The 23,855-nt window shown below is 52.5% G+C and carries 20 protein-coding genes and 3 pseudogenes; 6 read left to right on the top strand and 17 right to left on the bottom strand.

The annotated features are described in order from the left end of the window. Nucleotides 1-21: 21 nt before the first annotated feature. The 3 genes from BUB29_RS04705 to BUB29_RS04695 all read right to left on the bottom strand — a co-directional run bounded on the left by BUB29_RS04705 (nucleotide 22) and on the right by BUB29_RS04695 (nucleotide 1,988). Nucleotides 22-804: an AAC(3) family N-acetyltransferase gene (locus BUB29_RS04705; protein WP_033523817.1), complete on the bottom strand. Its 783-nt coding sequence runs from the start codon at nucleotides 802-804 to the stop codon at nucleotides 22-24. A 55-nt stretch (nucleotides 805-859) separates the two neighbouring features. Continuing rightward, entirely contained in the window at nucleotides 860-1,207 is a 348-nt protein-coding gene (locus BUB29_RS04700) for a hypothetical protein (RefSeq protein ID WP_033523833.1), read from the bottom strand. 154 nt (nucleotides 1,208-1,361) lie between these two features. Further along, nucleotides 1,362-1,988, bottom strand: coding sequence for a type I restriction-modification system subunit M N-terminal domain-containing protein (locus BUB29_RS04695; protein WP_234945692.1), 627 nt, complete (start codon nucleotides 1,986-1,988; stop codon nucleotides 1,362-1,364). A gap of 219 nt (nucleotides 1,989-2,207) precedes the next feature. Here BUB29_RS04695 and BUB29_RS09685 point away from each other — a divergent pair, with 219 nt between their 5' ends. Further along, entirely contained in the window at nucleotides 2,208-3,680 is a 1,473-nt protein-coding gene (locus BUB29_RS09685) for a hypothetical protein (protein WP_143155149.1), read from the top strand. Nucleotides 3,681-4,057: 377 nt separating this feature from the next. After that, the gene (locus BUB29_RS04685; protein WP_033523820.1) at nucleotides 4,058-4,324 is read left to right on the top strand and encodes a hypothetical protein; all 267 of its coding nucleotides are present in this window, start codon (nucleotides 4,058-4,060) and stop codon (nucleotides 4,322-4,324) included. Between the two features lie 167 nt (nucleotides 4,325-4,491). Here the strand turns inward: BUB29_RS04685 and BUB29_RS10325 are convergent. Both BUB29_RS10325 and BUB29_RS10320 read right to left on the bottom strand, forming a co-directional pair. Continuing rightward, nucleotides 4,492-4,854: pseudogene (locus BUB29_RS10325) on the bottom strand (DUF4839 domain-containing protein); the annotation flags it as partial. 1,485 nt (nucleotides 4,855-6,339) lie between these two features. Next, nucleotides 6,340-6,576, bottom strand: a pseudogene (locus BUB29_RS10320) (DivIVA domain-containing protein); the annotation flags it as partial. Between the two features lie 183 nt (nucleotides 6,577-6,759). Here BUB29_RS10320 and BUB29_RS04675 point away from each other — a divergent pair. From BUB29_RS04675 to BUB29_RS04665, 3 genes are all read left to right on the top strand, one after another. Continuing rightward, nucleotides 6,760-7,554: an ABC transporter ATP-binding protein gene (locus BUB29_RS04675; RefSeq protein ID WP_033523821.1), complete on the top strand. Its 795-nt coding sequence runs from the start codon at nucleotides 6,760-6,762 to the stop codon at nucleotides 7,552-7,554. Next, nucleotides 7,551-8,339: an ABC transporter permease gene (locus tag BUB29_RS04670; protein WP_033523822.1), complete on the top strand. Its 789-nt coding sequence runs from the start codon at nucleotides 7,551-7,553 to the stop codon at nucleotides 8,337-8,339. The genes BUB29_RS04675 and BUB29_RS04670 overlap by 4 nt, the downstream gene beginning before the upstream one ends. A gap of 71 nt (nucleotides 8,340-8,410) precedes the next feature. Beyond that, nucleotides 8,411-9,121 (top strand): SDR family oxidoreductase, encoded by a 711-nt coding sequence (locus tag BUB29_RS04665; RefSeq protein WP_033523823.1) that lies wholly within the window; start codon nucleotides 8,411-8,413, stop codon nucleotides 9,119-9,121. A gap of 57 nt (nucleotides 9,122-9,178) precedes the next feature. Here the strand turns inward: BUB29_RS04665 and BUB29_RS04660 are convergent, their stop codons facing one another. The 12 genes from BUB29_RS04660 to BUB29_RS04600 all read right to left on the bottom strand — a co-directional run bounded on the left by BUB29_RS04660 (nucleotide 9,179) and on the right by BUB29_RS04600 (nucleotide 22,704). Beyond that, nucleotides 9,179-9,559 carry an MmcQ/YjbR family DNA-binding protein gene (locus tag BUB29_RS04660; RefSeq protein WP_033523824.1) on the bottom strand — a complete coding sequence of 127 codons (381 nt, stop codon included), beginning with the start codon at nucleotides 9,557-9,559 and terminating at the stop codon, nucleotides 9,179-9,181. Between the two features lie 198 nt (nucleotides 9,560-9,757). Continuing rightward, nucleotides 9,758-11,047 carry a uracil-xanthine permease family protein gene (locus BUB29_RS04655; protein WP_033523825.1) on the bottom strand — a complete coding sequence of 430 codons (1,290 nt, stop codon included), beginning with the start codon at nucleotides 11,045-11,047 and terminating at the stop codon, nucleotides 9,758-9,760. A 132-nt stretch (nucleotides 11,048-11,179) separates the two neighbouring features. After that, the gene (locus BUB29_RS04650; RefSeq protein ID WP_033523826.1) at nucleotides 11,180-11,992 is read right to left on the bottom strand and encodes a histidine phosphatase family protein; all 813 of its coding nucleotides are present in this window, start codon (nucleotides 11,990-11,992) and stop codon (nucleotides 11,180-11,182) included. A gap of 162 nt (nucleotides 11,993-12,154) precedes the next feature. Beyond that, the gene (locus tag BUB29_RS04645; RefSeq protein ID WP_033508100.1) at nucleotides 12,155-12,901 is read right to left on the bottom strand and encodes a helix-turn-helix domain-containing protein; all 747 of its coding nucleotides are present in this window, start codon (nucleotides 12,899-12,901) and stop codon (nucleotides 12,155-12,157) included. Nucleotides 12,902-13,002: 101 nt separating this feature from the next. Continuing rightward, nucleotides 13,003-13,209: a hypothetical protein gene (locus tag BUB29_RS04640; RefSeq protein ID WP_033523827.1), complete on the bottom strand. Its 207-nt coding sequence runs from the start codon at nucleotides 13,207-13,209 to the stop codon at nucleotides 13,003-13,005. A 286-nt stretch (nucleotides 13,210-13,495) separates the two neighbouring features. Continuing rightward, nucleotides 13,496-16,696: a type I restriction endonuclease subunit R, EcoR124 family gene (locus tag BUB29_RS04635; protein ID WP_033523828.1), complete on the bottom strand. Its 3,201-nt coding sequence runs from the start codon at nucleotides 16,694-16,696 to the stop codon at nucleotides 13,496-13,498. Then, nucleotides 16,683-17,645 carry a restriction endonuclease subunit S gene (locus BUB29_RS10105; RefSeq protein WP_167332714.1) on the bottom strand — a complete coding sequence of 321 codons (963 nt, stop codon included), beginning with the start codon at nucleotides 17,643-17,645 and terminating at the stop codon, nucleotides 16,683-16,685. Before BUB29_RS10105 ends, BUB29_RS04635 begins: the two co-directional genes overlap by 14 nt. 298 nt (nucleotides 17,646-17,943) lie before the next feature. Continuing rightward, nucleotides 17,944-18,432, bottom strand: coding sequence for an NADAR family protein (locus tag BUB29_RS04620; RefSeq protein WP_033523978.1), 489 nt, complete (start codon nucleotides 18,430-18,432; stop codon nucleotides 17,944-17,946). After that, the gene (locus tag BUB29_RS04615) at nucleotides 18,429-18,845 is read right to left on the bottom strand and encodes a hypothetical protein (RefSeq protein WP_051915118.1); all 417 of its coding nucleotides are present in this window, start codon (nucleotides 18,843-18,845) and stop codon (nucleotides 18,429-18,431) included. Before BUB29_RS04615 ends, BUB29_RS04620 begins: the two co-directional genes overlap by 4 nt. A gap of 13 nt (nucleotides 18,846-18,858) precedes the next feature. Beyond that, nucleotides 18,859-19,506 (bottom strand): DUF3990 domain-containing protein, encoded by a 648-nt coding sequence (locus BUB29_RS04610; RefSeq protein WP_033523982.1) that lies wholly within the window; start codon nucleotides 19,504-19,506, stop codon nucleotides 18,859-18,861. An 8-nt stretch (nucleotides 19,507-19,514) separates the two neighbouring features. After that, entirely contained in the window at nucleotides 19,515-20,141 is a 627-nt protein-coding gene (locus tag BUB29_RS04605; protein ID WP_051915119.1) for a restriction endonuclease subunit S, read from the bottom strand. Between the two features lies 1 nt (nucleotide 20,142). Beyond that, nucleotides 20,143-22,704: a type I restriction-modification system subunit M gene (locus BUB29_RS04600; protein WP_033523977.1), complete on the bottom strand. Its 2,562-nt coding sequence runs from the start codon at nucleotides 22,702-22,704 to the stop codon at nucleotides 20,143-20,145. Between BUB29_RS04600 and BUB29_RS10260 the strand changes: the two are divergent. Continuing rightward, a pseudogene (locus BUB29_RS10260) lies at nucleotides 22,646-23,797 on the top strand (restriction endonuclease subunit S); the annotation flags it as partial. The gene BUB29_RS04600 and the pseudogene BUB29_RS10260 sit on opposite strands and share 59 nt — an antisense overlap. Nucleotides 23,798-23,855: the final 58 nt, after the last annotated feature.

Below are 23,855 nucleotides of genomic sequence, written 5' to 3'. Positions count from 1 at the left end.
AGGAATTTACCTTTATGAATACTATTGTCTGTACTTTTCAATCCACTCAATAGCAAAGTCCACTAACTCACGCTGCCTCATAATTTTCAATTCTGTTTCACCAAGTGTTGCTGTATTAACAGTATGTAGTGCTTCAAAAGCGATTCCTATATCCTTAAAATCTTCACCATCTACAAATAACGTTTCATATGCTTTCCAGACTCGCTTCCCGTTTTCCATGACTGCACTGTGTTCAACACAGGTATGCTTTCCTCGATACTCAGCACGAACATCTGCCAAATGAATAGAGGTGTTTTTGTCATAGTCCACTCCAATCAACAGTATCTTTCCGTCAAGATCATAAAGCTTTCCAATTGGAGATGTGTCCCCAAAAATATCAGAAAGATCATGATTTTTCGTGAGATATTCAGCATTCCTCCCCCACGCAGCAAAAGATCTGGACGGATGATCGCTCCTCACCGCTCCGGGCCATGAGCGAAACATTTCTGCAACAGCCCCCATCGTATTGGTAGGAGTAATCGCCTTATTATAAGCAGGCCAATTCTCTCTGATTCTATCCCAGTCAGTTTTATCAGCATCCCAATGAACACCAGTTTCAGGGTCAAGATTTTTCCATGACTGCGTTGGCATCATGATGGTTCCTTCTTCTCCAACGGTCTCAATCAGAGCTTCTATGACAACTTGTGCACCGCCGCATACATACCCAATCTTTCCAAGAGAAGTATGTACGATCACAGAATCTCCTCTTTCAAGGCCAATGGTCCTTAAAGCATCTGCTATTTCTGACTTAACTACTGTTTTCATATTGCCCCCATCACCAAAGTATACAATTCAGAATATTATCCCTAAAGATACCGATTTATCGACGTATCAAAACGCCTTTCATATACTGCGTTTCATTATGCGTTTTATATACTTCCATCTTTTCCTCTTCCGTACAGCCAATCAGTATCTTGATCTCGGAGTCTCGCTTCATCAAATCGACAATGCACATGATGGCATCGACTGTTTTCTTTCCGCTTCCGACCCATACGTCAATTCCTGCTCCATCCATAGAGGAAGTGCCTCTCAGGTAACCATAGTCGAGCCGATATATGAAATCTGGAAACCTTGGATGGATAGATCCCTTCGGTCTGTCGACGACAATTTCGGAAGTCTTCACCAGCTCATCCAATGCATCCCAAAATTCCTCATTATAATCATTCACCTTTTTCCCCTCCGTCAAGCTCCTGATTTCCGCTTCACATTATACAGACCGAATGTGTCCAAATCTACCGCAGCGACGGGGTAATATGAAAACTTACCCCCCTCGTGTCCAACTTACCCTGCTGCCTGTGCAACTTACCCTGCTCATAAAAAACTTACCCTGCTTGGAGATAAGCCGCCGACGAATAATTAAATTGTATCAATCTCGGTGTTTTTATATCGCAAATACGCTGCCCGGGTTTTGGATCGGCTAATGCCACCATCATGTTTCTGATGTGCTGTGGAGTACGGAACTGGCCGTTGGCGCCGGCAGTATTAAGCTTACTCAGCATGTATTCGTACAAGTCGCCGAGATCATCGGACTCGTTCACATAATTCGAGAGCAGATCATCAATTCCGGAGACCGCCTTCTCCAAGGTCTTGGGCTTGGTGAACCCGAAGGAAGCATCCTCCATGCTCTCTGCAAAGGCATTGTCTGAGTGCATGGTTTTGATGAACGGGAACGCCTTTTGGCTGACTACTTCGAACATCTGCTCGGCTGGAAGATCCTTGAAATGGCTCCAACGAATAGACTGGCCTTCCTCAGTTTGCGGAAACACACGCTTCCCCGCTGCAACGCCCATCATCTCCATCTGCTCGATTTCCAGTTCCTTGTCATCAAGGGATTCCATGAACATGAGATATGTCAGTTGCATGATGACTTCAATGGGGTTGGTGATACCACCCTCCCACATGCGCTGCCAGATGTCATCGACCTTGTTCTTTACGGCTCCGGTAATCACGGCTCCCCTTCCTTTTGCATCTACTCATCGTATTCTACCGGCCTAAGCCGCCCAAACGCCCAAGTATCATCCGATGCTTTACATTCATCAGTCACAATTCAAAGCCAACTGGCAAAAACAACATAACCCTAATACCGATTGCATACTGAAAATGCCGGTTAATCCATTCATTGCAGGCAATAGAGTTAAAATTTGAAGAAGAAGGAAAGGATTCGCTACGTGGTAAATCAGAGCACAGTGCAGCTTGAATCAGGCAACGAAGAAAATACAGATGGTATGGAAGAAAAAGATTTTTCTGATGTTATCTATCTCTTTCAACAAGTCGACAAAAGCGCACAACGCCCATTCCCCTACGCCTTCACCCGAAAACGTTTCCGACTATGGGTCTCCATGGGATTGATGATCTTATTAGGCTTATTTGTGTCAATATACACAGCCTTCTTCATTCGAACAATAATATCGAACAATCACCGTGAAGTACCAACACTTCTAGAAATCGCACTTAATTCTTTTCCCAAGGATACCGATTCATTTGCCTTGCTAGTTGCACTTCTTGCCTTTCAAGCTACAGTAGCTTTGGCTATTGTATTTGAATCAGGAAAAGAGCGAATAAACGGATCTTTAGAGATTTTATCTAATTTGTCATTGTTTACAAGTTTTTTTACGGCTTTTATTATTGGCTTTGCCGCACCTAATGGCATCTATCAAATTCACACATTTATAGAGGCTTTAAAAGACTCTACACTTGACTTACCGTATATTCAATATACTTATCTCTTCTTTTCATTAGCAATTCTTTGGGCGTCTATTGAACTCCTTAGAGTAAGCAACATCAAGACGGCTGACATCGATCGAAAAAATAATGAATGGAAAGATAAACTCAAAGACTGGCAGGAAAAATACTATGAACTCGATTCTCAACTGTCGGAACCAGAAAGCAAAGACGATAAAACACAAACATTAATAGAAAGATGGGAGACTAAACGAGTTACATTTTGGGCTACAGTCATCGAATTTGTCTATTACTTAGTTCTTGTTATTAGTATTAATTTTTCTATAAACAGTAGCCCGCATTTTTTTATAAACAGTAGCCCGCATTTTTTTATCAAAATAATTCTTTGTGCTTTGATTATATTTTGCGTATTATTATTATTTTTTTCAATTTTCACTCCGTTAATAACTCAATCAGATGTAATTCGAGCACTAGCACATAAACCAATTAGTATTGACTCAATAATATTATTTAGTATATTATTTATTTATCATCTTTCACTGCTGATCATATTATTACACACATATAGGCTCAACTGGATCAGCCTTGTTTTATTTACATTACACGTGATATGTTTATGGAATTTACTTACAACAACTCATAGCCATTTTTTTCAAAAGAGTTTTTCAATAAGTCGCACGTACTTGTTGAACAAAGATCTGAAACAAATGCGAAAAGAAATAGAATATAGAAGAAGAAGAGAAGAAGAAGAAGAAAAGGAAAGAGAACAGGAGTCAAGAGAACAGGAGTCGTATATTTTACAAGAGGATATGAGAAAATTGCAGAAACAACTTACTAATATTACCAATCTCTTGCAAACGCAAAATGTAATCAATCAAAACCTATCCATGCTAATTGAGCAACAGCAAAAGCCGAAAGGATGTCTTACCAAGATTATAAACAATATCCGCAAGCAGTAATCGTTTTCCGGCTATTCAACATGGCGGCTACAAGGATTGTCAGATATGACCTGACAATCCTTGTAGCATTTCACCCAGCCTTATATATATCATAAATTTCCTGCACACCCTGGCAGAAATAACTTTGTACATACTGAATCTATCATGTGGTTCACATAGCTCACGATATAAACCTGCCACCATCAAATGCAATCACAACAATTATCAATTTGTATATGATCAAAAAACAACTAGCAAATTCTCATTCTCGCTCTTGCGCTGAAGGAGCTTGATCCTTCCTGACCAAGGAAGTATAACAACACAGCGCCCCTCTTATTCGGCACACTATGCCGTGTTTTTCATACAAGAGAATTAGAACAGCCAAGCAAAGAAACGATATGAACAATTCACCCGCCCCTGACTATTTCGACTCCAATGATCCGAATCTGAATCCGGACAACGCATCTTGCCTGGAAGGTACTCTGGATTCCCGCGCACTGTGGCCGGAAGGCGCCGAAGGGCTTATCCAGCCGACCGGCGACGTGCCCACTATGGAAGATTTGAGCGACCCATATTATTTCGATAAGCTACGCGAGAAGGTAAACCAACTCGGGTTGAAACCTAATGATGGGCATGATCTGGAAGACACTCTGGGAGGGCTTTAGATCGAATCTACAAACAGGCCAGCCCAACATCATCATCGCACACAGGCGTCCCTGTCGATTGTGCCCCGACGTAGCCACAATCGACAGGGACGGTGGGCCTGGGCAGTTCCGCAGCCCTCTCGTCATTTTTCTAGTGAACCTACAGGACGCATTCTTTGAATGGAGAGTCAGCGCTCGGTCATCTTCTCCAAATCCAGTTTGAAAATGCCGCTTTCAGGGTTGTAGCTGCCCACTGTCGCCTTGATATGGACGTTATGTCCCTCGCGAACATAGAGCGGCAATCCAACCGATCCATCATGGAAATCGCTCCACATGACCCCCTCGAATCTGAAGCTTGGGCCGCTGACGCTTTCCGTGCTGTAGTCCCCGCCATAGACCAGCATGTAGTCCAGAAGATAGCGGGGATGCTTTTCATTGGGAACGGTGCCGGCGATATTGCCGTCGAACTCGATGGTGCGCCCCTTGTATTTCTCCGCGAATGCGGCGACCGACGGGTCAAACGGATCCTTCACCGCAAGCAGGGAGGCGAATTCCTGGTTGTTGGCGACCGTGATGACGCCATTGTCATTGGCTGGCTGTTGCGGTTCCTGCTTCTTCTCTTTCGGTTTAGGCGTTTCCTTCTTCTGAACGGTCAATGTGACCTCGCCGTCCGTTGCGGACTGTCTGGCCTCAACAACGGTCCACTCCTCGCCCTTCTCCAAGGACGTCTTCACCGTCGAGGACTGATCAGTGCCGTCGCCGCCCTCGAACAGGAACCCATAGGTCAGGCCCTTCTCCTCGAGTTCCTTCACCACATCTTTCACGGAATCGCCCTTCAGGGAATCCGTATCAATCGTCTCGAACGAAGGCGTGGACGACTCATACGTGCTTTCGTCCTCCGAATCGGACACGCTTGAATACGATGGACTTGCCGGAGTCTCATCCTCCTTGGAATCCTTCGACGGCTGAAACGCACAGTAGACGAAACCCATAAGCAGTATGAGCGCGATGATGCACCCTATGAGGACGGGGCGGTTTCTCTCATCCGCAAACAATGCCCTGACATTGCCTGCCATGGCATTGGCACCGGTTTTGGCGTGGCTTGGCCTTTCGTTCTTCCTCTTCTCTTCGGAAGGCCGATGCAATGCAGCCGGCACTGCCGCATCGGGGATGCCATTCCTCTGTCCCTTTGAAACGGCATCCGCCGCGATGGGCTGATCCGACTCGTCGCCGGCTTCTCCCCCATCAGCCGTTTCGCTCGACACCGCCATATCGGGCAGCGGCATCGTCGGTATCGGTTCCGCTGCGGAATCGTTCCCAGCATCCGGCAGCACAGCCGTAGAATCCTGCTCTCCGGCGGCTGTTTCCATAGTTCTGGTCGAATCACCGTTTTCAGGCACAGTTCTGGGTTCGCCATACCGGTTCGCATCGGCGGTGGCATCAGAGCCCACATAGCCCGGCTCGTTGTAGCCGGCATCCAAGTCGGCCTGCGAGATCAACGGGACACCATACGGAGGTTCATTCTCGTCTGGGTAAAGTTGATGACGCCGTTCCTCGGCCTCCTGTTCCCGCTGCGCTCTTCGATCCTCGTATGCCGTTCGCATTTCTCCGACGGAACTCCCTACAGTATGGGCCGCGCTCTGTACGTGATCAGTCAGCTTCTTCACCGTCTTATTGGATTGGATTCCACTCCATGCACGGTCCGACTGCTCGCGCATCACAGCGATTTTCCCCTCGAGACTGTCTTCGGCGGCAATGCGGCCCGCTTCATCCTTGGCCTTGGCAAACGCCTTCTGCGCCTTGGCCCTACCTAATCTGAGCTTTCCCTCCAAATCATTGTCCTTGGCGAATTTCTCAGCGTCACTCCAGGCTTTCGAGAGAAAACCATTGGAAGCCGCCGCTAATCCAGCAGAAGCGGAATCCGAGAGACTCCCCTCGGCAGGTCGTCTTGCTGGCTGAGCAGGCGCACCCGGAATCCCCAGCGAATCAGCAACCCCGGTGCGCTTTCCGTTCGAACGGCTTCTCAGCGTTTGGGCTATCCGATCAAGCACCAGATCCACGTCACCTGCGTTATATCCGCTCTTGTATGTGGTGGAGAATATATGATGTTCCACATCGTCGGCGGATAATCCGGATCTGCCACGTAACGCCTCGACGCATTCCCCCAGGAATGCATTCACTTCATCCGCCGCGTACCCCTCCTTGAAATGTACTACCGGAAATTCGATGGATTGGAGTTCTTCCACAGTGATCGGTCTGACTGCATAACCCATTTTCGACGTCCTTGTCTTCTCTGAAATAATGCCACCATGCTACCATCAAGCGAAAGGAGACAATCCAACCAACACAATCACCGATTCCCATTTTTAATTTCAATATCAGTCTCTAATCCTCAGTCATCCTTATTGTCACAGCGCCGCCCCATCCCACACGCCCCAACGAGTAAGCTGGAACCCATGCAGTATGTGTTTGCGGCCTCCGGCATGACATGCGAAGTCCCGGGGACCGATTCGTCCAGAACAATATTCAAGGGTCTGTGCTTCGCCATCGAACGCGGCGAGATCGTCGATCTGGTCGGCCCGTCCGGCTCGGGCAAGAGCAGTCTGCTCACCGCGTTCGCCCAGCTGAACCCGCACGCCCATGGTTCCATGGAGCTTGAAGGGCGCCCGGCAAGCGAGTTCACGCCGCAGCAGTGGCGCAGCCAGGTGGCGTACCTGCCGCAGAAGGCGCTGCTCACCGGTTCCACCGTGGACGAGGCGATTCGCCTGCCGTGGACCTTGCGTATCCGCAACACCACGGGCACCAGCCGCCCCTCGCGCCTGAGCCGACTGTTTTCCCGCCAGTCCCCTGCCGCCCAAGCGAAGGCGCTGCTCCCCAGTGAACGCATTCGCGCAACGCTTGACAGCATCGGCTGTGAGGACATCGACTTGGATCGGGCCCCGCATGACCTGTCGGGCGGTCAGGCGGCACGCGTGAGTCTTGCGCGCACGCTACTCACCGAGCCGAAGGTTCTGCTGGCCGACGAGGTGGACGCCGGGCTTGACGATGAGAATGCCGAGAAGGTCGCCGCCATCATGGCGCAATATGCGGATCGCGGCATGTCTATCGTCCGCATCAGGCATCGCCCGCCGGACGGGCGCGCCTCGCGGATTGTCGCACTGGACGGCGGCGCGCTTACCGAAACATACACGAACAGCCAGAAGATCAGCCAGAGCAACAATCGGGAAGACGGCCAGGAGGCACGGGCATGAGCGGCAACTACTATTCCATCGACATCTGGGGGCTGCTCGTCGCACTTGCCATGGTGGCCGTGGCGGCCGGCATTTCCAGCCTGATGCGCATGGGCATCGGACGCACGCTGCTGTGGTCGGCCTGCCGTGCGCTGCTGCAATTGTGCGCGATGGGCTTCATCATGGCCTTCGTCATCCGTTCAGGCAACCCGTGGTTCGTACTGCTGCTCATCGCATTCATGCTGATCGCGGCGGTGCAGATCACGCTTTCACGCGCCAAAGGCGTGCCGAAAGGGTTGGCCGGCCCGGTATTGCTGAGCCTGGTGCTCACCATGCTCATCATGATGTCTCTGGTCACCGAACTGGTGATTCGACCGCACCCCTGGTATGCACCGCAGCTGGTGGTGCCGCTGACCGGCATGCTGTTGGGCAACACTGTCTCCGCTTTGGCCGTTGGGCTGAGCCGTTTCTTCGAAAGCATGCGCGAGCGCCGCGATGAGGTCGATACGCTGCTGGCTTTGGGTGCGACGGCGTGGGAGGCGGCTCGGCCGAGCGTCGTTTCGTCGATTCGTCTGGGTCTGATGCCGACCACTGCGTCGCTGGCTTCGGCGGGCATCGTCACGGTGCCGGGCATGATGGCCGGCCAGATCATTGCTGGCGGCGATCCGATCAATGCTGCGAAATACCAGTTCATGATGCTGGCTGCGATTGCGGCGCTCACCCTGCTGGCCGATAGCGTCATCATGGTGCTGGCGTATCGGAAGTGCTTCACCGTACTCGACCAGTACCAGCCGGTTCCGGCGTGATGGCTATAATATATGCACGTCAATCGTTTTATGCGATATGCGTCGCATTCTAAAGAGCAAAGGAGCCTGCTATGACAACAGCCACTGGCAAGCGCATCGCCATCATCACCGGAAGCGCCCTGGGGTTGGGCTATGAGCTGGCGCGCCAGCTTATCGAACGCGGCTGGCTCGTGGCCGGCATCGACTTCAACGCCGAACGTCAGAACGAGCTCGCCGAACGCTTCGGCGCGGACAGCTACCATGCGTTCGTCGGCGATGTTTCCGACGAGCGTTTCGTGAACGAGTCCATCGCCCAGATCGCGGCCCTCGGCCATATCGACCTACTCATCAACAATGCCGGCCAGCCTTCGTTCAAAGTGCCGACCGGCTACGTGGCGGCCGACGTGGACAAGTGCCTGAAGGGGCTCAAGGGCATGATCCTGTGGAGCGTGGCCACGTTGAAGGTCTGCGATGAGCGGAATCTCAAAATCGCCAATGTGATGAGCACCGCCGCCACGCGCGGCAACGCCAACGAATCCGTGTACTGCGCGACCAAGTGGGGCGAAAAGGGCTACACGCAGAGTCTCAAGGCGGCCTACAAGGGCACGAGCGTGAAGGTGGTGGGCGTCTACCCCGGTGGCATCGACACCGACTTCTACCGCGACAGCCACGATTACGTGTCGCTCGACAAGCAGCATTCCTTCATGAACCCGGCCGAGCTTGCCGAAGTGATTCTGTTCAACCTCGTCAATGAGGCGAATCTCACCGTCTCCGACATCCTCATCGAACGCAACTACCGGTAACGCGGCAGTGCGTTCTTGAACCGGCAAGGCACAGTGAACCAGTCTGCGCGGCTCCCGCTACTTTGTGCGGGAGCCGCGCGTCTTCGACGCCGTCAACTGGTAGCTCATGTCAAGCAGCATCGCGATCATGCCATCCGCCACACTGCCGTCCAGCGCAACGGTGATCCAGGTGTCCTTGCTCATGTGATATGCGGGGAAGCAACCAGGCTCCTCACGCAGCGAGCCAATCAGAAACGGATCGCATTTGACATTGAGCACGGCCAGCGGCTCTGCGCCTTGCAATCCCAGCCTGTTCCTTGGAACATCCATGATGAGAGCGAACCATTTCCGGTTATCGCCATGACGGAACACCGCATGAGTCGGATACCTGGCCCACGGGTAATCGGCGTCCACACCGAAGTTCTCCACAATGAACGACTCCAATTCGCCGCGATTCACAGCTCCCCCCCCCATCATCAAGGCACCAAAACTGAATCATGATATCGCAATGCGGATATGGTCAGCTTGCGGAATCCGAAAACCCTATCAAAAGGATGACGCGCCTAATAACATATAGGCGTTCTTTCCATGATTCGAGGAAAGAACGCCTATCTATTGTGCAGTCACGCTATGGCTGCACGCCAAGCATTGCCGATACTACAGCACGTCCGGATCGTCCTTGGCGATGGTGCCGGTCGCCTTGCCGATGGCCTTGAGGCCGTGGTAGGCGACGAGCACCACGATCGTGCCGATGGCGATGCCGTTGAACGAAATGCCGTTGACGGTGAACGCGAACTGGCCGATGGCGATGATCATGGTGATGGCGGCCACCATGATGTTGACCGGCTTGTCGAAGTTGACCTTGTTCTCGACCCAGATGCGGATGCCGATCATGCCGATCATGCCGTAAAGCAAAGTGGTCACGCCGCCGAGCACGCCGGCGGGGATGGTGTTGATGATTGCGCCGAACTTCGGGCACAGCGACAGGATCAGGGCGAAGCCCGCGGCGCACCAGTAGGCCGCGGTGGAGTACACCTTGGTGGCCGCCATCACGCCGATGTTCTCGCCGTACGTGGTGGTGCCGGAGCCGCCGCCGAAGCCGGCGATGGTGGTGCCGAGGCCGTCGGCGAACAGAGCGGTGCCGATCTGGTCGTCATAATCACGGCCGGTCATCTGGGAGACGGACTTGACATGGCCGACGTTCTCGGCGACGAGCACGAGCACGACGGGAACGAACATCGGCAGGATGGAGAAGTCGACCTGCGGGGTGTGGAAGTGAGGCAGACCGATCCACGCGGCCTTGCCGATGGCGGAGAAATCGACCTGGCCGCGGCAGCATGCGTAGGCATAGCCGATGATCACACCAAGAAGAATGTTCAAACGCCCCATCAGACCCTTGAACAGCACAGCCACCAGCAGCACGGCCACCAAGGTGACGATGGCGGTGTCGGGCGCGACCTTGAAGTTGTTCCACACGCTTGGAGCGAGGTTGAAGCCGATGATGGCCACAATGGCGCCGTTGACGACCGGTGGCATGATGATGTCAATCCACTTGGCACCCGCATAGTGCACGACAATGCCGATCAGAGCCAGCAGCAGGCCGGTGACCATGATGCCGAAGGACGCGACGGCGATGCCCTTATGCGCGGTGGTGACCGCAGTGATCGGGGCGATGAAGCCGAACGACGAACCCAGGTAGCTCGGCAGCACATTCCTGTTGATCAACAGGAACAGCGCCGTGGACATGGCGGTGAAGAACAGCGTGGTGGACGGGTCGAAGCCTGTCAGGATCGGCACCAGGAAGGTGGCACCGAACATGGCGATCACATGCTGTGCACCGATTTCGGCGGTACGCGGCCAAGTCAGGCGCTCATCGGGTTCTACGACCTCGCCCGGCAGCAGCGTCTTGCCGTCGCCATGCAGGTTCCATTGGAAAATATTACTCATCTTTTCTCTCAATCGGGGATCAGGGCGCGGCTCTTGCCGTCCGCGCACTGAGCGTCCATTGTAATCAAGGCATTGTCAGAGCATTATTTTCCGGGTGTGCAACCCCCTAATCCCGCGAGTCGTACCGCGATATCACAGGTGCGGGTCGACGGCGTGCACCACATCCACCAGGTCGCCGTTGGAAAGCAACGGACGCTTGAATTCACGCCACGGCTCCACCTGCATCTCCCACTTGCCAGCCTGCTCGTTGAACACCGGGCGAGCCGTCTGCTCCCAGCGGAAACGCTTGCATGTACGGCCGGTCTGCGGATCCCTGCGCGAATAGTGCAGGCACGTGCAGTTGGTGATCCGCCAGTCGGGCGAATCGGCGCGATGCATGAACTCCTCGTCGGACAGATCCTCCAACGTGAGCATCAGCGCAAGCATCAGATCGCCATGACTGACCATGACCACCGACTCCGCATCGGACTTACGGTTCAGCGAAGTGAGCAGGTTATGCACGCGGTTCTCCGCCACATCGGCGATGGACTCACCGGCCGGCGGGCACCAGTACAACGGGTCGGTGTTCTTGAACAGCCAGTTGCGCTTGTAGCTGGTGCGGAACTCCTCTTTGGTGATGGTGCTGATCTCACCCCACGAACGTTCGCGCAGCACGCGCGTCTCCTCCCACTTCGCCTTCGGCAAAGCCATGGTGGCAGCCGTCTCGCGCGTACGCACGTAAGGCGAGACGAGATAACGGTCGAACAGCTGCTGCTGCGCTACCAGCCAACGGCCGATGCAGTCGGCCTGCTTGCGTCCCGTGGCCGTAAGCCTCCACGACCGGTCCGGCACCGTCACGTTGTCTTGCGTATACAGCGAGTTATCGCCCTGCTCGCCGGCGCTGATAATCACATTCGCCTCGGACTCGCCATGGCGGATCACATACAGATCTAGTGGCATTCCCATATTCGATCGTTCCTTACCTCATACTTCGTGTTCGTCGTTGAATACCTTCTACCGTAGCCGATGATGCACGCAGACGACGGCATTGTTGCGCCCGAAGCGAAGAATTCGCAGGCACGACACGCCACGTTCACCCACGCCACCCGCCAATCGGCCTATTCCTACCTATTCCGGCCAGATGCCGGCCTGCGCGTATTTCCTGCGGTACTCCCCCGGTGTCATGCCGCTGTGCTTCTTGAACACCTTGGTGAAATGGCTTTGGGAACGATAGGCCAGAATACGCGCGATCTCAGCGAACCCGTATTCCGAGTACTTGAGCATGTTCTCCGCGGCCTCCATGCGCTTGTCGGTAACGTATTGCGAGATGGTCGTGCCGGTTTCGCGGGCGAACAGTTCGGAAAGGTACGTAGGGTTCAAGTGCACATGCTCGGCGAGGATGGGCACGGTGATCTTCTCATGCAGATGGTAATGGATGTAATCCATGCATTCGTTGACGGCCTTGGAATGCGTCTCCAGCTTCTGCATGTCGGCCATGGCCCAGGTGAAGAAGGTCATCATGTCGGTGTGCAATCGGCGCACATCGTCGGGCGTCTTGCATTGTTCCAAATCCTGGATGTACAGGTCGGAGGCGTTGTAGGCATCCTCCTCGTCCATGCCGCCTTCGATGGCGAAGCGTGTGGCCAGCGTGATCGTGGTGACGAACCGGTATTTCACATTGAGCAGCGGATCATCCGACAGGTGGCCATACAGTCCAGAATCCCACAGTCTGGTGCTTTCGTTGATCGCGTTGATGTCGCCGGAACGCATCATGTCGTATTGCTTCATCTCTTCGACATAGCGGTGATGACGCACCCTGTCTTCACGCGACAGAAAGTCAAGATACCCGAGTTTTGCCTCATTAACGACTGCCATATGCCAGACCTCCATCGTTGCGGTTTCGTCGGCATAACACGATGATTATACGCAGCCGGCCACGTCGTTTCGCCCAAAGCGAGTCGACGTGGCCGGCAGTCTCACGGCATGCTACCAAGCAAGGCGGCGAACCCGCCAAGAATCACCGCGAAGATCAGCACGATAGCCAGCAACGTGAGCAGCATCTGCACGATCATGGCAAGAATCCAGCCCCAGTGGGGGTCGCGCTTGGCGGTGGAATTGCCCTGCGCCACCACGACGGGCTGCCACATGGAGAACAGGCCCAGGCCGAGCATCTGCAGCGGCATCTACGGCAAAACCTTCAACGGGTTCCTGACCGTTCTGCGGCGCGACGGCAGAACTTGGCATCCTCAGGATTGCCGAACCGGCAATGTGCACATTGCTTCATATTGCCGGGAGAGCGAACAACCTGCGCTTTCGGCTTATAACCGTTAGCCATATGAGCAATATGGCTCGGTTTTTGCACCTTGCAAGAAGCTGTAGACGGAGAAATTCTAAAAAATCCAGCACAGACTAAGGCGAAGATGATGCTGGTCAGTATGGCAACTGTTCCGAGCTGATATTCTCTCCACATTAATGGCTACTATGCTGTTCCCACGTGTCTAGGTCAAATCCTCCCTCAAGAATAAAGTTCCTCAGCAATTTGGTGGCGAGAAGATTTGCAGTGAATTGTGAGACCGGACTATCCGGCTTATCGAAAAATGCCTTCGCCAGAGACTTGTTAACCGAAGCTTTCAATCGATCAAACCGGCCGAACTCGTTCAGGCTGTTTTCCGTAAGATCAAGCCGCATCATCTCTCTGAGCAGATTGCTGTCAACACCAAGCTTCTCTGTGATTTTCTCTACTTGGCTATTCTGAGCACTGTCAGCGTAATACGTGATGTAGTCGCGCAGCGTCTTGCCTTCCTCCAACTCGATTTCGCCACGTTCCACATCATGCATGAACAGTTCGGCGTACCGTTGTTCCTCTTGGCTGAGCGAAGCGAACGACTTATGCAATTCCTCCTCAGCTGATGCCAACAGGTCTGGATCTCCTCCACCAAGCGCCTTGAGCCATTTGGTGAAGTTAGCGTTCATGTAATCCGTATCAATCAATCCCGTGTCGATTTCGGTGATATGCCCATCAAGATCGTATGGAGCCTCAGGACCCTCACTATGGCCTTCGCCATCTCCAGCAAACAACTCCTTGTATCGCTGAACGAGAATCAGATATGTGCGTTCATCGAGTTCCGGCCGCACAACCTCCACCGAACCATCGTCATGGGTGACGGAGTATTCCCGCTGCTGCCATGTAAATCCTTGTACTTTGGCGGCTTCAAGAAAATCATTGAGTTCCGAGAACAGCTTCGCGAACTTCCGGCATGCTTCCACGGACTCCGGCAGCTTCATGAAATCCTCTACACCTCCGGTGCGGAACACGGAGGCGATTTCTTCGAAACGCGCATCCATCAGCCGCACGTTTTCCGGTAGTTTCTGCACGAACAGATCAAGCGGCTTATCTCCGGAATACAGTTTCACCGCTGCTTCGATATACCCTTTCATGGTATGCGGCTTACGGTAGTAGCGTATCGTTCCGAAGGGCTTATCAGGGCCGAACAGTCTGTTCGTACGGCTGAACGCCTGAATGATGTTCTCGTAATCGATGATTTTGTCGAGATACAGCGTGTTGACCCACTTGGAGTCGAAGCCCGTCAGCATCTGGTCGACCACGATCAGCAGATCCAGCCGTTCCTCGCGATGCTGATCGACCGTCAGATATGGCCGCTTGTGGGAAAGCCGCGCCGTGATGTCCTTCTTCATCTTCGGCCATGTGGGGATGATGAAATCCTTGCCGAACAGTTCGTTGTAATCGCCGATGATCTCCTGAAGCGCGTCCCCTTTGAGAATCGCGCCGTTGGAGTTATCGACATTGGGGTCGAACAGCGCGGTCACATGCATTTGCGGCGCATGCTCCTTGAACAAGCGATAATAGCTGATCGCCTCGGGAATGGAACTCGTGGCCAGCATCGCATGGAATTTGTTGCCCCTGCTCAGCAATGGGAATTGGTCGAGGATATCCTCCACAACCTTGCCCTCATGCGGGGTGCCCTGCGCGTACTGTGCCGAAGTCAGGTAATCCTCAATGCCCTTGATGCGTTCTCCGGCCTGCGTTTCCATAGGTCCCATCGGCATTTGATTCGGATCCATGTAATGGTAGAACACTTCGGCTTTCGCCGGATCCGCTTGGGCTTCCTCAATCGTCGACGCCTTCGCCTTCTCCAAGGCGACCACCTGGCGAACGTCCCTGTCTCGGTACGTCAGCACCATGTACGGGTCGAAGCCGAGCACATTGCCGTCACGGATGCCGTCGGCGATGCTGTACCGGTGGAGGCAATCGCCGAACACCATTGATGTGGTCGAGCCCTTCTTACGGTTCTCCTCATGGATTGGAGTACCTGTGAAACCGAAATACAGTGCGTTCGGGAAGGAACGGCGAATATCCTGCAGCATCTCGCCGAATGTGGAACGATGACATTCGTCGATGATGAACACGATGCGTTTGCCGGCGAGCTTCTTCACTTCCTCTTCGGTGATATGCCCCTCGCCTGCTTTGATGTTGCTCATTTTCTGAATAGACGTGACGATAAGCGTGTCCTTCGGGTCGATGCTTGCCAGCTTCGCCTTGAGCACATCCGTGTTTTCCGTACCCTGCACGTCATCGGCATCATCCGCGAACGACCGGTATTCCAGCAACGACTGCGTACCCAACTCGATACGGTCCATAAGGAAGACCACTTTGTCGGCATCTTTCGAGCCGGCAATGAGCTGCGCCGCTTTGAAACTGGTCATGGTTTTGCCCGAGCCGGTGGTATGCCACACATAGCCGCCTGGGCGTCCCGGAGTACCGCTTGGCACCGGCTCATCCCATTTGCAGGTGCGTACACGATCGGAAATGGCGTTCACCGCTTGGTATTGGTAGCTGCGCAGCACTTTGAGGCATCCGTCCGCGGAATCTGCAACCGTGTAGAAACCGATGAGCTGATGAGCCATGGGAATGGACAACAGGTCCGACGCGAACCGTTTCCACTCGTCCTGCCCAACGTGTTTGTTCGCCGCTATGGGCTCATTGTTGAAGTCAGCCCAGTGGAAGAAGTAGTTGCTGTTGAAGTCGCCTTCGCCAGGATTGGCGAAGTACACGGCATCGTCCGGATTCATGGCCACGAAGACCTGCACGAGTCTGAACAGTCCGGTGAACACGCCTTCATGCGCGTATTTGGCGATTTGATTGGTGGCCTGGCTTATGGGGATGCCGCTTTTCTTCAGTTCGATATGGATGACCGGCATGCCGTTGATAAGCAGGCAAACGTCTCCCCTGCGATCGTTCAGCATCTTGTTTTTCGCCGGATACATCGGCTGTCTTGCGATTTGGTACCGGCTTTGCCCGGCGGCGATTTCCTGGCGATCATAGATCTTCAGGCTGATTTCCTTGCCGAAATGTGCCGGATCTGCTGGATTATCACGTTTAATGGATACGGTCTTGCCGTTAATGAAGGAGTTCAGCGCCAATGGCGTGCGCAATGTTTCGATCTGTTCGAGGATCTGCGCCATCTCACCTTTGGTAAGACGCTGCCCATTCAATCGATCGATGCCTTTGTTGTTGTCGAACAGGATGTTGGCCCAATTGCCGATAAGGTCCTGTTCGGTTGGGTATTCCAGCACGCCATCGGTCCATCCATGGCGCTTCAGCACCGCGACCAGATCGTCTTCGAAATCCGATTCTTTACTGTAGAACATGTTTCATCTCCCCGAATGCACCGTCACCTTCTGAGCCCAATCTTACGAGCGCAACCCCTAACATCCAAGAAGCAACACCACAATACTTACGCTGATGAAGGGTGATGAGATGGTCGAGTTGCTTGAACATAGACCCTATTGCAGTCTGCTCATCCTTTGAAGGAAAGGCGAATTCTCCGGCCGCCAGACCTTTTCCAGATATCTCTAGGAAGGTTGATCCAGAAGCTTTCTGTTCAGCGAAATTCTTGATTCGATCGGTCATGGAGTAGATGAAATACACATCGGTATCATCGTTCACGACTAAAGACTGGAAGCCTTGGTTTGTACATGCTGACCTGCGAAGAATCGCTGTATTGCCAATGCCCGCGCGACTTGTGAAGAGAATTGTTTTACCAGCTGGAAGCAATGTTGCCGAGCAGCTATCGTAACCAGCCTGGGTTATCCTTCGGACACTTCTGTCGGCGTACACCTGCTCACCTAATTCGGCGGGTGAATACCAGTCTATATCGCCATCCCAGTACGCATCGTTATTGGTGCTCGGCGTGCCGCCGCCCACAATAGTGGCGACATCTCCCAGCTTACGCTGTTCCCAAGGGTCAGTGAAACCGGCAAAACGAATCTCCGGATATAGCGAACCCCCTTTAGGGAACATCTTGTCGAGCATGGATTTTTTCAGCACGCAGAGCTTGTCATACTTACGCTGATGAAGGGTGATGAGCGAGTCCAGACGGTCGAAGAACAACGCAATTAATTCTTGTTCCTCTAGAACTGGGCACTGGATAGGCATTTCGAAAAAAGTCGAATCTGAAATAGAAAAACGATCAGACCTCGCACCAGAATTACCCTCAAGAAACATGAATTGATGCCATCTATTTGTCTTGAAATAATGCTCCAGATATAACTTGTTTATCATGTCATCCACTGAAAAAACAGTATAAAGAGGCGACATAACACCGTTTCTGCCAAGTCTATTCCGATTAATGGGGCCGCATGGAGCTATGGCCGAGATTCTGGGATTATATACGAAATCATCTGGATACACTACGGAATAATTCCCAATATTCGCATCGTTTGTGATGTCATGATCAAAGTAGTCTAATTGGCTTACAATACCGTGCTCAGCGGAATTGGTGAACGTCTCCTTAATCCCGTTTGTATTCTTTTCAATTCGCTTAGATGCTACTTTCCCCAGCTTACGCTGTTCCCAAGCGGGGGCAATTAAAACCAGGAAAACAGCCGTATTACCGTCAATCTATACGGCTGAGCTTCCTTCTTGTGAGCATTAGAGCGTATCCGAGCAGGTTCCGACCGCGCCATTGGCTCGGATTGAACCTGGCTGGGTCATGCATCGACAGGCCGATGCCCCAGATGCGGTCTTTGACGGCGCATTCCGCCAGCAGCGCGATGCCGGTTGCCTCAAGCCGTGCCCCAAGTTCGGCGTTCTGGCTGAATTTGGCAAGCAATCCTTCATAAACTTCGATTTGGCGAACGCCGTTCCACACGTGATCGTCATAACCGGCCACCAGTCGACCAAGGCGTTTAATCTCAGCCACGTCATCGGTTTCGAGGATTCGCGCGGCTGTTTCAGCGTCATTGAAACAGCAGGCCTTGCGATGCATCATGTACTGCTCCATCGAGGAGAATTCAATGCCGTTCATAACGAAATGCGACGGATACCAGTTGCTCAGGTACCCGTTCTCCTCATCGGGATTATGGAAGCAGATGATGCCTGTCATTCTTCGCCGACTTTCCGCACCGCAAGTTCCAGATCGAGATCATGCAGCCCGAAATAGGCTTTCTTCAGGAAGTCCAAGGGCACCCTGGTGATCACTTCAGCACTGGGAATACCGTAGAACCATTGGTAGTAGGCATAGAACTCACCGATCCAATCGGGCATGAACCCTTTAAGCGCCTTGCCGTCCTTCAACTGGTAGTGCTCGGTCTCGGTGAAATACTTCCACAGCTCGTCCGCATCCATCGTATTGACGTAGGCTTTGGCTTCATCAATGCTTTTGCGTGTTTTGCTCGTCATATACGTGGCGATGAAATCCTCCGTGCTCTTGTTAGGGAACGACTGCGCCACGTAGTCGAAAAGCTTGCCCTGGCTTTCCACCACATCATCCCGGTAGACCTCTGGATATGCCCGCATTGTCACCACCCCCCTAGAGCAACGTGCTAAACACGTTGGTCACCGTATTGGCATCGGAATCGATGAGATCACGCATGTTCTGCCGCGCCTCAACATCCCTCTGATTGTATTTGTCGTTGAATTCGCCGTAGCTCACGGAAAGCAAGCCCTCATTGACTTCGCGCAGTTGCCCGTATGCCTTTTCGGTCTTGACACAATACTGAATTCCCAGTCCGCCAAGCGACAGCAGTTCCTCCAAGATATCGACGTCCACATTGTCTCGGACGAATTCCTTAGCGATGTAGAAGTACGAGGCGTTCGCACGCCAACCTTTGATGATGTCATAACCGCTGGTATCGATGCCGTATTGAGCGATGAATTTTGCAGCAAGCACGCGATAACGCTTGGAATCGGCGGCATCACGATGCTTCATCAGCTCGGCCAGCCAGGCAAGCACGCTATGTTCCTGAAAATCCAGGATGCGCAACCCATTCGTGTCCAGTTCGTACTGGTGGACCCAGCCATTGGACTCATCCGGCCTGCACACGGCCCATTCCTTGGCGAGCTCGACACTTTTAGTCAGATAAAAACCACGACCGTAGTCATGCTTGTCGTTACCCAAACCGTACTCGGGGGTCACGGATTTGCATGGGGAACCGTGAAATAACGTGATCGTTGCCATGAACACCCCTATACGAACATCTTGTCAAGCATGGATTTCTTAATATTCCGCAGTAATTCGAGCTTACGCTGATGAAGGGTGATGAGCGAGTCGAGATCAGCGAAGTATTTCGCTATCAATCGCCGTTCGCCGGAGGATGGCAGCAAGATTCGGAAACTCTTAACTTTGTCGGCATTGAGATTCGCCTGAGTGCCCGTCGAAATCAAGGGGTTCCACTCGTTGTCCGTGTCTGCTTTTTCCAATCTTGTATATATAAAATCTCGAAGCGTTTCATCTTCAAAGACCATGTTATAGAAAGCTTGGCTTGTTGCGAGACTAACCCTATTAATTCCTGCTTTTCCCACGCTTGCGTACATTGCGAGACAGATGCTTCCTGCAGGAATAATCCATGCCGCACTATTTTCTAGACCTTTTTCGGTAATACTTTTCGCAGTGGTCGTAATATCACGATTCTTGATATCCGAAATCCCAAGAAAGGGGATGTCTCCTCCATAATACGAAGCATTCGTGGCGGATGGAGTGCCGCCGGAACCGCCAATCACGAACAGTTCACCCAGCTTACGCTGTTCCCAAGGGTCAGTGAAACCAGAGAAACGAATCTGCGGAACCAACGCTTTTCCATGCTGTTCGGCCATATCATTCACCCCCGAGCAGTGCTTTGAGCTCTTCCAAGCCCGCCATATCACGAACATTGCCGGTCAAATCGCCAAGCATTCCGGCCAATTCCTTCTCCGCTTCATCGATTTGACCGCATACATCGGCATATGTGGTGGCGTACTTGTTCTTCAACGCGTTCACTTTGCCAATGAGCTCGTCGATCACGGCATTCGGCAATGCTTCCAACTGCTTCTGCAATGGCGTAATCCACTTGGCTTCCAGCAATTGCCTGGCTTCCTCGTCGGTCAACGCCTTAATCGTGTTGCAGGTCTTCTCCTCCAACGCGTTTCGCTTGGTCTTGATACCAGATTTCAGCTTCTTCGTCTCATCGAATAGCTTCTGAGCCTGCACCAAGCCACGCTCGAAGTCGGAAGCCGGATTCTTGCCGATCGCCTTGACCGCTTTCTTCAGCTCGGTAGCAACGAAGGCATCACCGTCCTGATTGATCGCATCACTGTTCTGCTTGTCATCCTCATCGAAACCCTCCAAAATGGTTTCAATCTCGGAATCGATGTCCTGCACACGGCGTTCGTCCGTCTCGATTGCAGTCAAATCATCGTGCAGCAGCTCGCGCTGAACCAGGTCGAACGGCAGAACGCGGCCAATCCAGCCATCCTGCACTTCCACATCCTTGCCGGCCTTCTTCTTGACGACCATATTCGGGTCCACGGCTCTTACCGCATCGAAGCCCTCGGACCCCAACACTTCCAGATCAATGGAAATGCCGTTCCATGCGTCATCAAGCTTCTGATAGGCGTCATATGGGTCAACCAGTGGGGTTCCGGCAATCATCGCATCCAGTTCCTTGCCAATGGCCGTTTCCTGCCCGAGCGCATCCACCTGTTCGGGATGCTCCACCAAGCGGGAGCGCAAATCGACAGGCAATCCGGAAATGGCCTGACCATACGAGGCGATGAACGCCTGTACGTCGGCATTGTTGCGCACCACAGTGGCGATGTCGTCATGGTCGCAGGCGTAGCAGGCACCATTATCACGGAACAGCTCGGCCTTCAGACTCGGCCAGGCGTTCCAATATTCCTCAAGCTGCTCGACCTCACTCTTCGGAACGCCACCGAACATCGAAGCGTACACATCCCACGTCTCCGCATCCTCGGATGAATCAACATAACGGGGAATGTTGAGGTTGTAATCATTGGCGCGAATCTCATCGATGGACACCAGACGGCTGAACTTGGGTACCGTGCGATTGCTCGACACCACATCGACAATGCGTTTGATATCAGAAGCCTGTAGCTTGTTGTTCTTGCCGTCCTTGATGAAATGTTTGGACGCATCAACGATGAGCACCCTGTCATCATCGCGTTTTTTGCGCAACACCATCACGATGGTGGGGATACCTGTACCAAAGAAAATATTCGCAGGTAGACCAATAATCGCCTGAATATGACGGTTCTCGATCAGATTCTTACGAATCTGACCTTCCTCGCCGCCGCGGAACAGCACACCATGCGGCAGAACAATGGTCATAATGCCATCGGCACGCAGATGGTACAGGTCATGCAGCAGGAAGGCGTAGTCCGCCTTGGACTTCGGAGCTATGCCATAACTGAAGCGCGGATCGATCTCCTTATCAGTGGGATCCCAATTCTGCGAGTAGGGCGGATTGGAAACCACCGCATCCACGAACAACGGATTGTAGGTCTCCTCCTTGTTCTCCAACGTGTCGAACCACGGCCAGTCGTCCTCCAAGGTGTCGCCGTTGCGGGCAACGATGTTATCGGGAAGAATGCCACGCATTACCAGATTCATACGCGTGAGGTTATAGGTGTTCTCCTTAAGCTCCTGCGCATAATACATGATGGAATCCGGATTGCCGTTGCGCCGAGCCACCGCCTGGCCGATATGAATCAGCAAGGAACCGGAGCCGGATGTCGGATCGTAGATCTTGATCTGCTCGCGCCCCTGCAAATGCCATGCGACAATTTCGCTCATCAGCTGAGAGACTTCGGAAGGCGTGTAGAACTCGCCGGCCTTCTTGCCCGCATTGGCGGCGAAATTGCTGATGAGGTACTCGTAGATGAAACCAAGCACGTCATAATCCTGACGACCATCCATCGGAATGTCTTTAATGAGGTAAATCAAATCTCGCGCGGCCTTGGACTGGCTTCTCGCGTCGGTACCGAGCTTGGAAAGCCCAGTCTGCAACGTGTCGAAAATACCATCGAACACTTTCCTATGCGCAGGATTGATATTGCGGGAGAACGCCGAAAGCGCATCACGCACATTGGAAATCTCGAAATCGTTGCCCTGCTTGACCCATGTGGAAAACAGGTTGTCATAGGCGATGAAGTAGCCGCACTCACCCTGCACGAATTCCACAATGTCCGGATTATCCTCCGTGAGCTGCGGAAGGTCATCCTCAGTGAAGTCGCTGGCTTTCAAGCGCATCAGCTCGGTTTCGGAAAGGAACTTGTAGAAGATGAAGCCAAGAATGTAATCCTTATATTCGTTCGCCTCGATCTTGGAACGCATCTTATTGGCGGATTCCCAAATCTTCGAAGCGAGCTGCTGCTTGTTCATCTATCCCTCCTCATTGCGGCACCGGAAAAGCTCGGTTCCACGAGCGACTGCACATCTTTCACAAGAATACCGCACCCCCGCTTGGGAACAGCGTAAGCTGGGTGAACTGTCTACTGAATTCAAAAGCGGCGAATTCATCTGCGCTGACAATGTGTCGGAGTCTGGTTCTTATCCAGTCTACGGCGGCAATGGTTTAAGAGGCTATACGACAACTTTCAACCATGAAGGTCTTTATACGCTTATTGGACGCCAAGGCGCACTGTGCGGGAATGTCAATATTGCAGATGGAAAGTCATATTTCACCGAGCATGCTGTTGCTGTAAAAGCAAATCATCTTAATGATACGACGTTCCTCTATTACTTGTTTGGCACGCTTGATTTGGGCCAATATTCAGGGCAATCGGCACAACCAGGACTTGCTGTAAGCAACCTTGTCGAAGTTGAAGCAATGGTGCCAGATAAAGCGGAACAAAAGAAAATCAGCCGCGTATTTAAAACTGTGGACTCGCTCATCACCCTTCATCAGCGTAAGTATGACAAGCTCTGCGTGCTGAAAAAATCCATGCTCGACAAGATGTTCCCTAAAGGGGGTTCCCTGTATCCGGAGATTCGTTTCGCTGGTTTCACTGACCCTTGGGAACAGCGTAAGTTGGGAGACTGCGGGTCTGCTTATGGTGGGCTGTCTGGCAAGACGAAGGAAGACCTTGGTCGCGGTACCGCTAAGTTTGTTCCGTATACAAACGTTTTCGATAATCCAATCACTGACAGCAATCGACTTGAATCCATCGAAAAAGACTCGAAGCAAAACGAAGTTAGGTATGGCGATGCATTGTTTACCGTATCTTCCGAGACGCCAGGGGAAGTTGGCATGTCATCAGTTTGGCTTTCTGACCAGCCAAATGTTTACCTGAACAGTTTTTGCTTTGGTTACCGGCAAGACGGCAGCTTTGATTCGCGATACCTCGCCTATATGCTTAGATCCCAAAACGTACGAAGTGATTTGACTTTGCTGGCCCAGGGAATATCGCGATTCAACATCTCTAAAAACAAGGTTATGGAACTGAAAGTTCCTTATCCGAGGTTGAAAGAGCAAGCTCAGCTTGGCTCATTCTTCGACCATCTGGACTCGCTCATCACCCTTCATCAGCGTG

It is taken from the genome of Bifidobacterium merycicum DSM 6492 (assembly GCF_900129045.1).
In the GTDB taxonomy this organism is placed as follows: Bacteria; Actinomycetota; Actinomycetes; order Actinomycetales; family Bifidobacteriaceae; genus Bifidobacterium; species Bifidobacterium merycicum.
This window is presented reverse-complemented; position numbering and strand designations above follow the sequence as displayed.

Bases quoted from the DNA above. Each gene is read 5' to 3' on its own strand.
- BUB29_RS04705 (WP_033523817.1), bottom strand. From the start codon at position 804: ATGAAAACAGTAGTTAAGTCAGAAATAGCAGATGCTTTAAGGACCATT.
- BUB29_RS04685 (WP_033523820.1), top strand. From the start codon at position 4,058: ATGAACAATTCACCCGCCCCTGACTATTTCGACTCCAATGATCCGAAT.
- BUB29_RS04675 (WP_033523821.1), top strand. From the start codon at position 6,760: ATGCAGTATGTGTTTGCGGCCTCCGGCATGACATGCGAAGTCCCGGGG.
- BUB29_RS04670 (WP_033523822.1), top strand. From the start codon at position 7,551: ATGAGCGGCAACTACTATTCCATCGACATCTGGGGGCTGCTCGTCGCA.
- BUB29_RS04665 (WP_033523823.1), top strand. From the start codon at position 8,411: ATGACAACAGCCACTGGCAAGCGCATCGCCATCATCACCGGAAGCGCC.
- BUB29_RS04655 (WP_033523825.1), bottom strand. From the start codon at position 11,047: ATGAGTAATATTTTCCAATGGAACCTGCATGGCGACGGCAAGACGCTG.
- BUB29_RS04650 (WP_033523826.1), bottom strand. From the start codon at position 11,992: ATGGGAATGCCACTAGATCTGTATGTGATCCGCCATGGCGAGTCCGAG.
- BUB29_RS04645 (WP_033508100.1), bottom strand. From the start codon at position 12,901: ATGGCAGTCGTTAATGAGGCAAAACTCGGGTATCTTGACTTTCTGTCG.
- BUB29_RS04640 (WP_033523827.1), bottom strand. From the start codon at position 13,209: ATGCCGCTGCAGATGCTCGGCCTGGGCCTGTTCTCCATGTGGCAGCCC.
- BUB29_RS04635 (WP_033523828.1), bottom strand. From the start codon at position 16,696: ATGTTCTACAGTAAAGAATCGGATTTCGAAGACGATCTGGTCGCGGTG.
- BUB29_RS10105 (WP_167332714.1), bottom strand. From the start codon at position 17,645: ATGTCGCCTCTTTATACTGTTTTTTCAGTGGATGACATGATAAACAAG.
- BUB29_RS04620 (WP_033523978.1), bottom strand. From the start codon at position 18,432: ATGACAGGCATCATCTGCTTCCATAATCCCGATGAGGAGAACGGGTAC.
- BUB29_RS04615 (WP_051915118.1), bottom strand. From the start codon at position 18,845: ATGCGGGCATATCCAGAGGTCTACCGGGATGATGTGGTGGAAAGCCAG.
- BUB29_RS04610 (WP_033523982.1), bottom strand. From the start codon at position 19,506: ATGGCAACGATCACGTTATTTCACGGTTCCCCATGCAAATCCGTGACC.
- BUB29_RS04605 (WP_051915119.1), bottom strand. From the start codon at position 20,141: ATGGCCGAACAGCATGGAAAAGCGTTGGTTCCGCAGATTCGTTTCTCT.
- BUB29_RS04600 (WP_033523977.1), bottom strand. From the start codon at position 22,704: ATGAACAAGCAGCAGCTCGCTTCGAAGATTTGGGAATCCGCCAATAAG.